This is a genomic window from Chryseobacterium sp. (assembly GCF_041914225.1).
Taxonomy (GTDB): Bacteria; Bacteroidota; Bacteroidia; order Flavobacteriales; family Weeksellaceae; genus Chryseobacterium.
The window spans coordinates 39,946-55,066 of the sequence record NZ_JAYSDT010000002.1 but is presented as its reverse complement, the minus strand read 5'-3'; the positions used below and the strand labels follow the sequence as shown (position 1 = coordinate 55,066).

Genomic DNA, 15,121 nt, shown 5'->3' with positions numbered 1-15,121 from the left:
CGGGATAAGAATATTTAAGTTGAGTCTGAGGCAGGTTTATGATCTAAAATGTCAGAGATTTTTATGAGACCGGTAACAATATTGAGTGCTGATTTTTTATTTTTTGCTTTAAAATCAGGAGTTACTCCAATCCAGCTATTATCTTTTGCACCTATATTATAGTAGAGTTTACTGGAAATTGTTAACATAAAACAATTTTATAGGCTTGTTATATTTTTACTCTGCCTGAGAAATACTGCGCTTTTATGAGATACCAGGCAAAGTGTTTTTTGGAGGAAAACAAAACCAAAATAATGTTTCAATTGATTTTGCAAAAAAATATCTTGATCTAAAAAAGAAGTTCAGCGCTGAAAAATTTGATCTGTTAATCCTTGATATTGAAATGGAAGACAGCATCGATAAATCAATGGTCAACAACTAAAAGAAACCCAGACTAATTTAAAAGCAAAAAATACTTTTAGATTTAAGGCTAATAATAACTTTGTTTGGTTCATGTTATATTACCGGATGTATAAGCTTGAACTGTAGACAGGTCATATCATATTCATGATGGCTTGCTTTCTGTTTATTTTGGAAAACTTCTGTAAGAAACAATTTCTCATTAAAATTTTTCGCAGAGCATCGTGTAGAAGTATTCATTCACTCCCATATTTCTTGCTAAAAACGTTACTCTGTAAAGGTTTGTATCACCTGGATAGGTCATGTAAAATTCATCTAAAGCGTTATTTGAATAAGCTGGATCCAGAGTGAACCATGTATTCGCTGCAGTATAGGCCGCAGTAAGATTTGATGTAATGCTGTTAGGAAGGATAAAGCTATTAACGTTGCTGTTAATTTTTTGAATTTTAGTGTAATAGATTATAGCATCGGCAGCGGTAACCAATCTCATTTGCGGCAGGGGACCATTGTCAAATCTGAATTGCATCTTGCCACAATCCATGACATTGCCTATAACAGGAGAATTTGAAAAATAAACAATTTTTTTATTTTCTATAGCAAGATCTTTTACCGTATTTAATAAGCTTGATTTATCCCAGGAGTCCAGATCTCCATTGGAATTAGCAACAATTATTTTATTATAATTAGGATCGGTGCTTTTATCTGTTAATGTCCTTATTCTTACATCACCATTAACATCTAATGCTCTGGTGGGTGATGTGGTTCCGATACCAACTTAAGCTCTTATGGAAATTGATATTAAAGCAAAAAGTATAGTGATAGTTTTCATATTATAGAGTTTGAATATAGAATTTTTCGCAGATAAGACCATATGTGAAATTTGTGCTCGTATTACTGATACGGGATAGGGTAAGCCTGTACAAATTATTTTGTTTTGGCGGAACAATGGTGTAAATTCTGACCGTATAATTAGGCCCTGTAGTAAATACGGTCGGATCTAATGACTGATAAGTTGAATAATTCGAATCTGTAAATGCAATTGTTCTATTAACAAAACCATATGTGTTATTTATCCATCTTTTAATTCCATAGCCTAAGTTAAAGCTTGTAATGTTTCCATTTGTTACAAAAGTGGTGAGGGAGTTAAATTTGATTTCAGCAGTATCCAGATTATTGATCCGAAAAGTAATATCTCCACAACTACACTCTTTAGTCTCATCCGGCAAAGAACTATTATAGACCACCCGTTTTACTTCGACATTGTTTGTTTCTGATTGTGCAATAGCAGATATATTGATATAGTCTATATTACCTGTTGCATTATTTCCGGTTACAATTCTGTCATATGACGCATTATTAGTTACGTCATTTGTTGAGCTTATCCTAACATCGCCGTTGATATCCAGCTTTCTTGTAGGCGTATTAGTATCTATGCCAACTTTTTGGTCCTGGGCTAATACAAAACCATTAAGACCAATTACTAAAAAAAATATAATTTTCATCTTTAAAATTTTTCACAAGAAGCAACAAAATCCCAACTATCTGTTCCGGTATTCTGCTTTACCTTATAAATAGTCAACCTATAAAAATCTGTATCATTCGGGTATTGAAAATGCATAATATTCTGTTCATAATCTGCTAAATTAGCACTGGCAAATTCTTGGTTGATGTTCCAGTTGGAGGTGGTGAATAAAAAGGGAACAGTAGAAGGATCGGTTGCTGTTTTTCCCTGATAAAACTGAAAACCATTGGCATTAAAATTCTGTTCCATACTCATATAAATATTAACATCTGCTCCCGGATTTTCAGCTAACCTGAAATTGATCCGCGATTGATTTGTACTTTCAAAAACAAATAAAAACTTACCTACCACATTTTAATGTTCTGGTAGGATCTCCATTTTCAGAAGGCATGTTATAAACCAAACTATAGCTTTCTTTGTTGGATGTTCCTGGATCCAATGGAGGCTGCATGCTGGATTTTTTAAGGTAATCTATGTTTCCATTCGCATCCGTAGCCAATATCTGATCATATGGTGCAGATTCTGATTTATTAGTGAGAAGACCTACGCGCATATTACCTACCACATGCAGTTTGCGTGTTGGGGTATTGGTGTTAATTCCAACTTGTGCAGGTGCTACAAATGATATTATCAGCAGAAAATAGAGAAATTTATAAGTCATGGGGCGTATTTTAAGGGATTAATAAATCTTATATTAATATAGTGAATTTATGTATAATTTTTAAAAAATATAATATATTTTTAATTTATTAATATTATTAATCTACAATTAATATTAAGACTAAAATGATCCACTGGAATCAAAAAGCTCTATTAATAATTAAACCAGTTTAGTCTATGACTGTGATTCCATAGATTGAATTTACTTTATAACGGTGTATCTTACCATGATTTCATTTAGGATACATAAAAAAACAAGTACAATGAGTGTTTGTAGAAAAATAGTTGTAATGAAAGGAACAAAAATGCCTGGTGTTACTATTGATCTTTATCAAACTGAAGGAGGGGAGTTTAATTTTGAAGTCCTTGAAGATACTAATAATTACTTTTTTCATAATACATAATAAGTTTTATACTATCTAAGCCAGATCCTCTTACATTATTATCTATTAGTATGAAAATTTAAACAGGTACCACACCGTAACAGATTTTGGCCAGATGTTTGAACATGATTTTCAGTATTATAAACAAACATTTCTATGGTCATTATCAATAGTTTTGAAGAGTATAAAGCATTTGAAGAAAAGCTAATCGGTGTATCGGACTGGCATACAATTGATCAGGAGCAGATTAATAAATTTGCTGATGCAACTTTGGATCATCAATGGATTCATATTGACCAGGAGAAGGCAAAAAAAGACTGTCCCTTTAAGTCAACAATTGCCCACGGATATCTGACTCTGTCACTTATACCCTATTTATGGAAGCAGATAGCGGATGTCAGAAATGTAAAAATGGAGATTAATTATGGCATCGAAAATTTCAGATTCGGGCAGCCTGTTCTTGTAAACAACCGTGTACAGCTGCAAGCCTATGCAAAATCTATCTGTAACCTGAGGGGAACTGTAAAAGTGATTGTTGAGGCAAAATTAATTATCGAAGGTGAGGCAAAACCTGCGTATGTGGGGGATGTTTTATTTCTTTATCATTTTAATAATTCTTATTAATCAAGAGACCAGTCAGCGAGAAATAGACCCTTTTTTATTATTTATCATCATTTATCTCATATTTTTACTCAATAAAAAGTTATAAATATTTGCAGATTTCAATTAAATACTTACTTTTGTACCGCTTAAATAATTCGGGGGATTGGCGCAGTTGGCTAGCGCGTTTGACTGGCAGTCAAAAGGTCACGGGTTCGAATCCCGTATTCTCCACAGAGCGTAAAAGGTAAAATTTTCAAAAACGCTTAAAAATCTTTTAAAGAGCTGTAATTTAATTAATTACAGCTCTTTTGCATTTTTTGCGATTATCGCAATTTTTTTATAATTGCTCTAAATTAAGTTGGCAAAATCTTTATCGTTATTTTTTTATTCATAACCTATAGCACAATGAAGTGATATTTTTCACTAAACGGCTTGGTTTTTGCAATTTTTTACAAGTAAAGTGTTAATTAATACATTCAGAGAGACAAAACTATAGCAAAAAGGATATTTCAAATCCGTATTGGAAAGGAATCAATTTAAAAAAGACATTAGATCAGTTTTCTGATGGAATGATATAAAACAAATTTTAAAACTAAATTTTTAACAATAAAAAAATTACTGCTATGAACGTTAAACGAACATTTGGAACCATACTGACTATCCTGGGAATTGCTGGGTTAATTTATACCGGATATGAACTCATCAATAAAAGTTCTGCCTATACAACATTAGGCGTTATAGGTGTTCTCGGACTTATATTCTTCTTTTCCGGGATAGGGCTTGTCAAAAATACCAAAGACGAAGCATAAGCTGATTTAAAAACACGAAATAGGATTGCAAGCCAGGAAAACTTTTGGTGATGATTTTATATTGTGTTATAATATTCACATAACTTTCTCACCGTTACCAGCTGTTCACTCCATTTTCAAGTGCCTTTTCGTAATTTTCCTGATTAAAGGAATAGACATCCTGTGCTTTATGTGCACCTCCTTTTCTTTGTTCATCTAGCTTGGTTAGAATTCCCAGGTTTTTTATTTTCCTGTAGAAATTACCCCTGTTCAGACTTCTGCCTAATATCGTTTCATACAATCGCTGCAATTCTGTCATCGTAAACTTTTCAGGCAGCAAATTATAGCCGATTGGTTTGTAGGTGATTCGTTCCCTGAGTGTCAGCAGAGCTTTTAAAATAATCTGTTTATGGTCCATAGTGATCTGGTAATGATCAAGATTATTAACGTCGAGCCATTCAAATTCTTCACTCAGTTCGTCTGCTTTTGGAGAAACATCATGATAGTTTACCAATGCATAATAACCGATGGAAATAAACCTTTGTTTATGCCACAGGCTGTCATCATAATCACTGAAAACTTCCTCACTCCGGCCATTCTTCCCAAAAACGGAAAACTCTTCCAGAAATATATCCGTTACACCGGCCCGTTCGCTTAGAATTCTTACTGCAGCATCATCAATATTTTCTTCTTTTTTAAGGTAGCCGCCCGGTAGAAACCATTGCTTGTTAAATTTCATCTTTATAGCCAGGACCTTAAGCTCGTTTTCACTGAATCCGAAGATGACAGTATCGATAGAAATATGGGGAAGGTATAACTGATAGGCTTCTGCTGATTTTTCTAAGATCTGTTTATGAGGGTTCATATTTATTTAATTGTTCGTGCAGAACAAAGTTAAGGTGATATTAAGGAAGGTGCAAACATTCAGGCTTTTTAGCATTGCTTTTTGGTAACATATAGTTTACAATTCCGGGCAAATAAATGATCTTTTTATCATTTTATTTAAAATTAGTCGAATTTAATTAATTGTAAATCAAATGTTTATGATTGTGTTAATATTTTTTTAACATTCATTTGGCTGTATCAAAAAAAGAATGTAATATTTAGTCGCTTCATTATGAAGCAACTAAAAAACAATAAGGAATATCAAAAATTATACGGATAAAATCCTGTTCGCTATTTGTTTAATTTAAAATTAGTTACCCATCTGAAATTCAACATTTCATTACACAATCCAAACAAAAAACAGATTAATTGATAATTATGAAAAACTCAAGACTCCGAATTTCCACCCTGCTGCTTATGTTTTCTTGTGGAGCAGTATTTGGACAGCAAACCGACAGCTTAACTTTAAAGAAAAAAGCGATAACTTCCTCCAAAGAGGACAATAACAGGAATGTGATGCTCAATGCTGCCAATAATACCAGCCCCCGCGATGTCAATATTGGTCTTCCTTCTACCGTTGGAGGAATTACAATTCTCGAAAATGACCTTCCGGTTGTTTATTTTTTCTGGCCCGAACTGCCCAATAAAACATGGAGGCAAAGTGTGGGACTGGAAAAAACAGGACTTTTAAAAATGGACCAGTTGGCCAATACGATGGGAGATCTTGGTTTTGCAGTCAATTCATATTCGCAGACAGGAACTAAAGACCTTAAGATCAAAGGTAAATTTACAACGAGTAATTTTGGCTGGTTACAGGCCGATGCCAATGTTTCAGGGCCTATTTCCAAAAATGGCTGGACGTATACAGCAGGAGCTTTTGCCAACTATGATCCGAGCACCTATAAATTAGGATTTGCAAGAAATGCTGATGAAACAAAAATTTTCAGGGCAGGGGTCACTAAGTATTTTAACGACAACAAAGGACAGATTACTGCGCTTTACAAATATGCAGATTCATATAGCATAACCAATTATGCTGTTTTCCAATATGGGGAAAACGGAAAAGTAACAGAGCTTGATAATTTCAAAATTGGCAGAGATTCCTATGTAGTAAGAGACGGACAGATGAAGGTCAAAGATATTCTTACAGGAAATTATTATTGGGCTTCCATGAGTGGAAATGATAACAGGTCGAAGTCTCATAACATTGATATTTTTGGTAACTATCTTTTGAACAATGGATGGAATTTCAAATTCTCAACAAGAGCACATTTTTCAAAAGTGAAAATGTCCAATATGATTCCTTTAAGTATTTTCAATGCAGATTCTTCAGCAGGATATACTTTGGCTTCCAACGGCCAGGCTTATTCTGGGCAGGTAGGAACTATTCTGGGAATGTATACACCGGAAACCCCGATTACCAGTGTTGCAGGACGTTTTTCTTTGAACAAGCAGGTAGGAAATCATAATTTGACATTTGGAGCATTGGAGCAATATTATCACGTCAACAAATACACCTCCAACCGAACTTTTTTCTTCCAGACGGTTGAGCCTCAGCCTCAACGGTTGATTGGTTCGAATACTGATTCTGACGGCTTCTACAACTACAATGCAGGCGGGGAATACCATAGCGGAACAGAGAATAAATTCTCACTGTATGGTATTGATGAATGGAAAGTTACCGACAACTTTAATCTGAGTTATGGTTTACATTTGAGAAATCACATCATTGACGGAGAGTATTCTTTGGCTCCAAGGACTATTGGCTTTAGCTTTACAGATCCGGGCCAGTTTAATCACATCAGTCAGAGTTTCTTCCAGATTGCAGGAAGTTTGAACGCAACTTATAATATTACCAAGAACTTCGGGGTTTTAGCCAACTTCCTGTACACAGAAGAAAACAGAAGATTGGAAAGTTATTCCCAGGCTTTTGAACCCAATACCAATAAAATTAAAAGCCCATTGGGAGCATTTGGAGTTTTCTGGAATACCAACTGGATTCAGCTGATTTCTCAGGCTACTTATCTGAAGAAAAATAACAACCTTAACCGATATAATCTGGTAAATCCTGCAAATAGTTCTCAGGCGCAAACCACAACCGTTTATTATGATATTCAGACACTGGGCTGGACTACGGATTTTGTATTAAAACCATTCAAAGGATTCAATTTACATTATCTGGTTACTTTTCAGAATCCTGTATATAAGAAATTTAATTTCAATGCTTTCGGGAAAAATTATGATTATAATGACAACAATGTATTAGGGGTTGCTAAAGTTTTAATGGAAATCGATCCAAGTTATTCTATTGACAAGTGGAGGTTCTGGGCGAGTTTCAGATATTTCTCCAAACAATATGCGAATCTTACCAATGCACTATACTTTGCACCAAGATGGGAAACCTTCGGGGGAGTAAGCTATACTGTAAACAAAAACATCAACATCGGTGCGACAGTGATCAACTTCCTGAACCAAAGAGGAGCCAGTGGAACCATCAATGGTGCCGAATTGATTACAGATGCAAGTCCATATTACGGAAAACTGTTGACAGGAACGTACATTATGCCATTGACAGGTCAATTATCAGTAAACTTCAATTTCTAAAATATAAACAATGAGAAGGACGGTTTTAAATATTGCTGCATTATTTTTTGGAGTAACAGCATTTTCACAGAATATTCAGATGGTCAAGAATCCCAAAGGTCCTGTTTTAGGATATTCTGCAGATTCAGGGGTGAAAATTCTTACGATTGGAGGAAATAAATTCAAAGATTTAAACAGAAACGGAAAGCTTGATAAATACGAAGACTGGAGACTTCCCGTTGACGAAAGAGCAAAAGATTTAGCTTCAAAAATGACGGTCGAACAGATTGCAGGGCTAATGCTTTACAGCGGCCATCAGTCTGTTCCTGCGCCTGCAGACGATTTCCGGGCAGGTAAATATAACGGAAAGCTGTATAAAGAAAGCGGGGCAAAAGCCTCAGATTTAACGGACCAGCAAAAGAAATTCTTAAAAGAAGATAACCTGCGTCATGTTTTGGTAACAACTGTTGAGTCTCCCGAAATTGCAGCACAATGGAGCAACAATATCCAGGCTTATATCGAAGGCTTAGGATTAGGAATTCCAGCCAATAACAGTACAGACCCGAGACATTCTGCAACCGTAACGGCTGAGTTTAATGAAGGAGCAGGCGGACAGATTTCACTTTGGCCGGATGGCCTGGCAATGGGCGCAACTTTCGATCCGGAACTGGTTAGGAAATTTGGGAACATCGCAGCTCAGGAATACAGAGCATTAGGAATTTCAACTGCTTTATCGCCTCAAATTGACCTGGGGACAGAGCCTCGCTGGTACAGAATCGCTTACGTTTTTTCTGAAAGTCCGGAACTGACTGCAGATTTAGGAAGAGGTTATATTGACGGTTTCCAGACAACCATCGGAAGTAAAAACGGATGGGGTAACAAAAGTGTAAATGCTATGGTAAAACACTGGCCGGGAGGCGGACCTGAAGAAGGCGGCCGTGATGGACACTGGGCAATGGGAAAATTCGCGGTGTATCCGGGGAATAACTTCCAGAACCACGTAAAACCTTTTACAGAAGGTGCTTTCAAATTAAACGGAGGAACCAAAGAAGCTTCAGCAGTGATGCCTTATTATACGATCAGCTTTAATCAGGATACGAAAAACGGAGAAAATGTCGGAAACGGCTATAGTAAATACCTGATCACAGACTTACTTCGTGGAAAATACAAATACGATGGTGTGGTGTGTACCGATTGGCTGATTACTGCTGATGAACCGAAAACTCCGGGAGGATTTGCAGGAAAACCCTGGGGTGCTGAGAAATTATCCATTGCCGAACGGCACTACAAAGTGCTGGAAGCCGGCGTTGACCAATTCGGAGGAAATAATGATAAAGGACCTGTTCTGGAAGCGTATCAGATGGGAGTGAAAGAACATGGTGAAAAAGCTTATCGTGCAAAATTTGAGCAGTCTGCAGTTCGTTTATTAAGGAATTTCTTCAGAACAGGATTATTTGAAAATCCATACGTGAACATTGAAGAAACCAAAAAAATAGTTGGTAATCCTGAGTTTATGAAAGCAGGGTACGAAGCTCAGGTAAAATCCATTGTAATGTTAAAAAATAAATCCAATATTCTTCCTATCAAAGAAAGAAAAACGGTTTACATTCCGAAGAGATATTCTCCGGCAACTTTTAACTGGTGGGGAATTTACACGGCTCCTTCTCTGGATTACCCTGTTGACCTAGAAAAAATCAAAAAACATTATAACGTAACCGAAGATCCTGCTAAAGCTGATTTCGCATTGGTTTTTGTGAAAAGTCCGCACAGTGAAGAAGGTGGTTACAGCGATATTGATGCTGCAGAAGGTGGAAACGGATATCTTCCGATTTCTCTTCAATACAAAACCTATACAGCAACTGAAGCCCGTGAGAAAAGTATTGCAGCAGGTGACCCGGTTGTAGCCCCGAATGTACACGACAGGACATTCAGAAATAAAACTTCAACCGCTACCAACTTTACAGATCTGCTGACCATTGAAAACACGTACAAGGCAATGAACGGAAAACCCGTAATAGTTTCTGTAACGGCTTCAAAACCGATGGTTTTCAACGAATTTGAAAAGCATGCTGATGCTATTCTGATGAACTTTAATGTTTCCAATCAGGCAGTTGTAGATATCATAACCGGAAAATACGAACCATCAGGATTACTTCCGCTTCAGATGCCTGCGAATATGGCAACTGTTGAAAAGCAGAAAGAAGACGTTCCCTACGATATGGAAACCCATAAAGATTCCGAAGGTCACAACTATGATTTCGGATACGGAATGAACTGGTCCGGTGTGATTAAAGATGCGAGAACAGAGAAATATAAAAAGTAATTGATGATTCCGGGTCTGTATTTTACAGGCTCAGAATTTTATTTTGAATTAAAAACTGATTAACTTTTTAACCACAAAAGTCACAAAGCTTCAATTCTGAAATAATAATTCTAAAAGCTTACAAGATTGAAAATCAAAGACTTTCAAAACGTAAGTGAGCTTTAAAAAAATTAGCATTGAACTTAAAATAACTAAAGTGTTAAAAACTTTTGTGCCTTTTGTGGTAAAAAACAATTTAATATGAAAATCAAATTCACAATCTATTCATTAATGCTGGGTTCATTAATGTTTGCCCAGGAAAACCTTGATTTCAGCGGAAAGAAAGAAATAGTTTCACCGGAGATCAAAGGTAAAAGCGTGACATTCCGCCTTCGTGCACCGGAGGCGAAAACAGTAAAACTTCAGGGAAACTGGGTGCCGGGTCAAGGCTGGGAACCGGGAACGGTAGAATTAAAAAAAGGCGCAGATGGAATCTGGTCATTCTCTGAAAATGATCTGGCTCCTGATATCTATACCTATTCTTTTATTGTGGATGGGGTAAAAGCCAATGACCCGAACAATTCTTATCAGGTCCGTGATGTTTCATCGGTAATGAGTATGATTTTGATAGATGGAAAGCAATCTGAAAATTATAAAGTTCAGAACGTCCCGCACGGAACAGTTTCCAAAAGATGGTACCAATCAAACGGGTTGAAAGAAGACAGAAGATTAACGGTTTACACCCCTCCGGGATATGAAAATTCGAAAGAAAAATTCCCTGTTTTATACCTTTTACACGGAATGGGTGGTGACGAAGAAGCATGGATGACCTTGGGAAGAGCCTCACAGATCCTGGATAATCTGATTGCTCAGGGAAAAGCAAAACCTATGATTGTTGTAATGCCAAACGGTCATACAAGCAATTCCGCAGCGCCGGGTGAATCTTCCAAAGGTTTTTATAAAATCGATATGAGGACACCGGATATTTTCAGTGGTGATATGGAAACTTATTTCAAGGAAATCATGGAATTTACAGAGCATAATTACCGGGTAAAATCAGCCGCAGGAAACAGAGCTATCGCCGGACTTTCCATGGGAGGATTCCATTCATTGTATATTTCTGCCAATCTGCCGAAAACGTTTGATTATGTAGGGTTATTTTCTCCGGCAATTCTTCCGCCTGATGAAAAGGAAAGTCCTGTTTATCAGAATTTAGATCAAAAACTGAAAGCCCAGCAAGCCAATTCGTACAAATTGTATTGGATTGCCATCGGAAAAACAGATTTTCTTTATAAAAATGTGACTGAATACCGTGAAAAACTCAATAAGATGAACTTCAAATACCAATACGTAGAATCCGAAGGCGGTCATACGTGGAGCAATTGGAGAACTTATCTGAATGATTTTCTTCCCCAGTTATTTAAATAAACAAATTGAAAATGAAAAGAATATGCATAACCGCATTATTTATCTCAGGAATATACAATGCATATGCACAGAAATCTATTCCTTTATATCAGGGAAAGGCACCGGGAACAGAAAACTGGAAGCAGAAAGAAGCACAGCAATTCAGCGAGCTGTTCAAAACAGAAGTGGTTTTCAATGTGTCCCAGCCTTCGATACTGGTTTTTGAGGCAGATAAAACCAAAGCCAACGGAACAGTGGTTGTTATAGCTCCCGGCGGTGGTTTTCAAAGCTTATCCATCAACCGCGAAGGAGTTGACCTGGCAAAAAAACTTGCAGAAAACGGAATTACAGCAGTCGTTTTAAAATACAGATTGCTGGAAACGAAATCCAATGACCCTGCCAAAGAAATGATGGAGAATATCAAAGACAGAAATGCTTTTGATGCCAAAACAGCTCCTATCAAAGTGATGGCCGGTGAGGATATCAGAACTGCCATCTCATATATCAGAACACATGCGAAAGAACTGAAGATCAATCCTGAAAAATTAGGCGTGGTTGGATTTTCTGCCGGTGCCAGTGTAATTTTAGAGAGTGTTCTCCATAGTAAAGATGCTTCAACGTTACCAAACTTTGCCGCCTCCATTTATGGCGGACCAAGCCAGGAAATCCTAAATACCGATGTTCCTAAAGCTGCTCTTCCAATGTTTATCTGTGCCGCAAGTGATGATCAGCTGAAACTGGCACCAAAATCAGTTTTATTGTATAACAAATGGCTGGAAGCAGGGCAGCCCGCTGAACTCCATATCTATGAAAAAGGAGGTCATGGATTTGGTATGGGAAAACAGAATTTACCCGTCGACAAATGGTCTGATGTGTATCTCGACTGGCTGAGATTCCATAACTTTTTGTAGTGATCTCATCAATAATACTTTATATAGTTTCTTTCATGGCACTTTCAGTTTCAGGACAGAATAGTGCTGTGATTTTGAAAAGAGTGTATTGAGCAAATTTAAAACTGTAATAAAAATAAAATCTGAATTATGAATAAGAATATCTCAACACTGATCGGACTTTTTTCCGGCACCAGATACCCGTTATTGCTTCTGGCTTTAGTGGGGATGTCGCCCCTTACAAAGGCTCAAAATAATCCAACAGTTACCGTTGGCGGAAAAACATTCAAAGACCTCAACAAAAATGGTAAACTGGACGTCTGGGAAGATACAAGACTTCCGGTTGATCAAAGAATTGATGCTATCATCAGCCAAATGACCAATAAAGAAAAGGTTGATCTGCTGATTGGTACAGGAATGCCCGGAATTGAAGTTTTAACCGGACCTGTAGGTGATTCAAAGCAGGGGCTTGTTCCCGGAGCTGCAGGCGGAACAGCTAACCTGGACAGATTCGGAATTCCGGCCACTGTTGTTGCGGATGGGCCTGCAGGTTTAAGAATTGCACCAATCAGAAAAAATGATTCCAAAACGTACTATGCAACGGCATTCCCTGTAGGAACCGCTTTAGCTTCAACCTGGAACAAAACGCTATTGGAAGAAGTAGGAAAAGCAATGGGGAATGAAGTGAAAGAATACGGTGTTGATGTTTTGCTGGCGCCTGCCTTGAATATTCAAAGAAATCCATTAAATGGGAGGAATTTTGAGTATTATTCAGAAGATCCCTTAATTTCAGGGAAAACTGCTGCGGCAATTGTCAATGGAGTCCAGTCTCAGGGAGTAGGAACTTCTGTCAAACATTTTGCTGCGAATAATGAGGAGACCAATCGTTTAACAATCAATGCACATGTATCAGAAAGAGCATTGAGAGAATTATATCTGAGGAATTTTGAAATCACTGTGAAAGAATCTCAGCCCTGGACTGTAATCTTATAATAAAGTGAATGGGGTGTATACTTCAGATTCAAGAGATTTACTGACCCAGGTTTTAAGAAATGAATGGGGATTCAAGGGTATTGTAATGACCGATTGGTTCGGTGGATTTCCCGGATTTGAATCCATCAGAACAGGAGGAATTTCTGATGTTGTCAAACAGATGAATGCAGGGAATGACCTTTTGATGCCTGGAATTCCGGCACAGAAAAAAGTGTTGCTGGAAGCTTTGGATTCAGGAAGATTATCACAAGAAGTGGCGGGTCTCAACGTAAAAAGAATTTTGAAATATATTTTCAGTACACCAACATTTGCACATTATAAATACAGTGACAAACCAGATCTGAACGCGCATGCTGCAGTAACCAGAAGCGCAGCAGCAGAAGGAATGGTTTTGCTTAAAAATGAAAACAATGCTTTGCCTTTTGCTGACAAGCAGAAAGAAGTCTCATTGTTCGGAGTGACTTCCTATGCGTGGATTACAGGAGGTACCGGAAGCGGGAGTGTCAACAACAAACACACGGTTTCTCTTTTAGAGGGATTGAATGCTGCAGGGTATAAATTAGACAAGGAGCTGGTAGAATTGTACAAACCGCATGCTGAAAAAGAAGCTGCCGCAGAAAAGGAAAGAAGAAAAGCCCGGGGAATTTTAGCTTTGCCGGAGAGGCTTCCTGAAATGAAAATGGATGATGCCTTCATTGCTAAAAAAGCGGAAACTTCTGAAATTGCTTTTGTAACATTGGGAAGAAATTCCGGTGAAGGAGGGGATAGAGTAGTGAACAATGACTTTAATCTGGCCACGGAAGAAATAGAAATGCTTGATAAAATTTCCAAAGCTTTCCACGCAAAAGGAAAAAAAGTAGTGGTCATACTGAACATTGGTGGTGTCATTGAGACAGCTTCATGGAAAGACAAGGTAGATGCTGTTTTATTGGCCTGGCAGCCCGGCCAGGAAGGAGGGCATTCTGTGGCAGATGTGATTTCCGGAAAAGTAAATCCTTCCGGAAAACTGACGATGACGTTTCCTGTAAATTATGCAGATCATGCATCAGCAAAGAATTTTCCGGGTGAGCCATCAGATAATCCTGCAGATGTGACTTATAAGGAAGGTATTTATGTGGGATACCGTTATTTTAATACTTTTGGAATAAAACCTTCGTTTGAATTCGGGTATGGAAAGTCGTATACTGATTTTGAGTATTCAGATATTAAAACCAGCTCAAAGATATTTAATAATTCAGTAGAGGTAAGTGTCAATATTAAAAATACAGGAAAGGTACCAGGAAAAGAAATTGTTGAATTATATCTTTCCGCACCTGGAAAGACCATTGACAAACCACAATCTGAATTAAAAGCTTATGCAAAAACAAAAGAATTAAAACCCGGTGAGTCTCAGACTGTTATTTTAACTTTAAACAAGAAAGATTTAGCTTCGTTTGAAACGGGGAAATCAGCCTGGATTGCTGAAGCCGGAACCTATAAAATCCTGGTAGGAGCTTCCTCACTGGATATCAGACAGAAGATTGAAATTGATGTATCGAAAGAATTATTAGTTGAAAAAGTACAGCACATTCTTCCTGCTGACAAACAATTTGAAGATTTAAAGCCGCAGTAATAATAAAATAAAAAGGTAAATCCAATACTTAAGTTGCTTATTAACAGCTTGATAGAATGGGATATCTGACGTCATAAAGAAATTATTTGGAATT

At 37.2% G+C, this 15,121-nt stretch carries 15 protein-coding genes and 1 tRNA gene; 10 read left to right on the top strand and 6 right to left on the bottom strand.

The genetic code is table 11. The annotated features are described in order from the left end of the window. Positions 1-14: 14 nt before the first annotated feature. The 5 genes from ACE3RB_RS01210 to ACE3RB_RS01190 all read right to left on the bottom strand — a co-directional run bounded on the left by ACE3RB_RS01210 (position 15) and on the right by ACE3RB_RS01190 (position 2,582). The gene (locus ACE3RB_RS01210) at positions 15-188 is read right to left on the bottom strand and encodes a hypothetical protein (RefSeq protein ID WP_374462511.1); all 174 of its coding nucleotides are present in this window, start codon (positions 186-188) and stop codon (positions 15-17) included. A gap of 413 nt (positions 189-601) precedes the next feature. After that, a complete protein-coding gene (locus ACE3RB_RS01205) occupies positions 602-940 on the bottom strand; it encodes a hypothetical protein (protein ID WP_374462510.1) in 339 nt (112 codons plus the stop codon). Positions 941-1,229: 289 nt separating this feature from the next. Further along, positions 1,230-1,901, bottom strand: coding sequence for a hypothetical protein (locus tag ACE3RB_RS01200; RefSeq protein ID WP_374462509.1), 672 nt, complete (start codon positions 1,899-1,901; stop codon positions 1,230-1,232). A gap of 2 nt (positions 1,902-1,903) precedes the next feature. After that, positions 1,904-2,272, bottom strand: coding sequence for a hypothetical protein (locus tag ACE3RB_RS01195; protein ID WP_374462508.1), 369 nt, complete (start codon positions 2,270-2,272; stop codon positions 1,904-1,906). Continuing rightward, complete coding sequence (locus ACE3RB_RS01190; RefSeq protein ID WP_374462507.1) at positions 2,262-2,582, bottom strand: hypothetical protein; 321 nt, start codon at positions 2,580-2,582, stop codon at positions 2,262-2,264. The genes ACE3RB_RS01195 and ACE3RB_RS01190 overlap by 11 nt, the downstream gene beginning before the upstream one ends. A gap of 262 nt (positions 2,583-2,844) precedes the next feature. Here ACE3RB_RS01190 and ACE3RB_RS01185 point away from each other — a divergent pair, with 262 nt between their 5' ends. From ACE3RB_RS01185 to ACE3RB_RS01170, 4 genes are all read left to right on the top strand, one after another. Then, positions 2,845-2,985, top strand: coding sequence for a hypothetical protein (locus ACE3RB_RS01185; RefSeq protein ID WP_374462506.1), 141 nt, complete (start codon positions 2,845-2,847; stop codon positions 2,983-2,985). A gap of 135 nt (positions 2,986-3,120) precedes the next feature. After that, on the top strand, positions 3,121-3,588 hold the full coding sequence (locus ACE3RB_RS01180; RefSeq protein ID WP_374462505.1) for a MaoC family dehydratase: 468 nt from the start codon (positions 3,121-3,123) through the stop codon (positions 3,586-3,588). Between the two features lie 136 nt (positions 3,589-3,724). Further along, positions 3,725-3,798, top strand: a tRNA-Ala gene (locus tag ACE3RB_RS01175). A 392-nt stretch (positions 3,799-4,190) separates the two neighbouring features. After that, positions 4,191-4,376, top strand: a complete 186-nt coding sequence (locus tag ACE3RB_RS01170) for a hypothetical protein (RefSeq protein ID WP_213279291.1) — start codon at positions 4,191-4,193, stop codon at positions 4,374-4,376. Between the two features lie 94 nt (positions 4,377-4,470). On the opposite strand, the gene ACE3RB_RS01165 is transcribed toward ACE3RB_RS01170, so the two are convergent. Beyond that, a complete protein-coding gene (locus ACE3RB_RS01165; protein WP_374462504.1) occupies positions 4,471-5,220 on the bottom strand; it encodes an NUDIX domain-containing protein in 750 nt (249 codons plus the stop codon). 398 nt (positions 5,221-5,618) lie between these two features. On the opposite strand from ACE3RB_RS01165, the gene ACE3RB_RS01160 reads away from it, so the two are divergent. The 6 genes from ACE3RB_RS01160 (at position 5,619) to ACE3RB_RS01135 (ending at position 15,027) form a co-directional block, all read left to right on the top strand. Beyond that, positions 5,619-7,844: a TonB-dependent receptor gene (locus tag ACE3RB_RS01160; RefSeq protein WP_374462503.1), complete on the top strand. Its 2,226-nt coding sequence runs from the start codon at positions 5,619-5,621 to the stop codon at positions 7,842-7,844. A gap of 10 nt (positions 7,845-7,854) precedes the next feature. Further along, on the top strand, positions 7,855-10,146 hold the full coding sequence (locus tag ACE3RB_RS01155) for a glycoside hydrolase family 3 protein (RefSeq protein ID WP_374462502.1): 2,292 nt from the start codon (positions 7,855-7,857) through the stop codon (positions 10,144-10,146). 240 nt (positions 10,147-10,386) lie between these two features. Beyond that, a complete protein-coding gene (locus ACE3RB_RS01150) occupies positions 10,387-11,553 on the top strand; it encodes an esterase (protein WP_374462500.1) in 1,167 nt (388 codons plus the stop codon). A gap of 11 nt (positions 11,554-11,564) precedes the next feature. Then, positions 11,565-12,443, top strand: coding sequence for an alpha/beta hydrolase (locus ACE3RB_RS01145; protein WP_374462499.1), 879 nt, complete (start codon positions 11,565-11,567; stop codon positions 12,441-12,443). A gap of 129 nt (positions 12,444-12,572) precedes the next feature. After that, the gene (locus ACE3RB_RS01140) at positions 12,573-13,415 is read left to right on the top strand and encodes a glycoside hydrolase family 3 protein (RefSeq protein WP_374462497.1); all 843 of its coding nucleotides are present in this window, start codon (positions 12,573-12,575) and stop codon (positions 13,413-13,415) included. A gap of 13 nt (positions 13,416-13,428) precedes the next feature. Next, the gene (locus ACE3RB_RS01135) at positions 13,429-15,027 is read left to right on the top strand and encodes a glycoside hydrolase family 3 C-terminal domain-containing protein (protein ID WP_374462496.1); all 1,599 of its coding nucleotides are present in this window, start codon (positions 13,429-13,431) and stop codon (positions 15,025-15,027) included. Positions 15,028-15,121: the final 94 nt, after the last annotated feature.

Coding starts and splice junctions, on each gene's coding strand:
- ACE3RB_RS01170 (WP_213279291.1), top strand. CDS start 4,191: ATGAACGTTAAACGAACATTTGGAACCATACTGACTATCCTGGGAATT.
- ACE3RB_RS01180 (WP_374462505.1), top strand. CDS start 3,121: ATGGTCATTATCAATAGTTTTGAAGAGTATAAAGCATTTGAAGAAAAG.
- ACE3RB_RS01140 (WP_374462497.1), top strand. CDS start 12,573: ATGAATAAGAATATCTCAACACTGATCGGACTTTTTTCCGGCACCAGA.
- ACE3RB_RS01150 (WP_374462500.1), top strand. CDS start 10,387: ATGAAAATCAAATTCACAATCTATTCATTAATGCTGGGTTCATTAATG.
- ACE3RB_RS01190 (WP_374462507.1), bottom strand. CDS start 2,582: ATGACTTATAAATTTCTCTATTTTCTGCTGATAATATCATTTGTAGCA.
- ACE3RB_RS01145 (WP_374462499.1), top strand. CDS start 11,565: ATGAAAAGAATATGCATAACCGCATTATTTATCTCAGGAATATACAAT.
- ACE3RB_RS01205 (WP_374462510.1), bottom strand. CDS start 940: ATGGATTGTGGCAAGATGCAATTCAGATTTGACAATGGTCCCCTGCCG.
- ACE3RB_RS01200 (WP_374462509.1), bottom strand. CDS start 1,901: ATGAAAATTATATTTTTTTTAGTAATTGGTCTTAATGGTTTTGTATTA.
- ACE3RB_RS01210 (WP_374462511.1), bottom strand. CDS start 188: ATGTTAACAATTTCCAGTAAACTCTACTATAATATAGGTGCAAAAGAT.
- ACE3RB_RS01185 (WP_374462506.1), top strand. CDS start 2,845: ATGAGTGTTTGTAGAAAAATAGTTGTAATGAAAGGAACAAAAATGCCT.
- ACE3RB_RS01165 (WP_374462504.1), bottom strand. CDS start 5,220: ATGAACCCTCATAAACAGATCTTAGAAAAATCAGCAGAAGCCTATCAG.
- ACE3RB_RS01155 (WP_374462502.1), top strand. CDS start 7,855: ATGAGAAGGACGGTTTTAAATATTGCTGCATTATTTTTTGGAGTAACA.
- ACE3RB_RS01160 (WP_374462503.1), top strand. CDS start 5,619: ATGAAAAACTCAAGACTCCGAATTTCCACCCTGCTGCTTATGTTTTCT.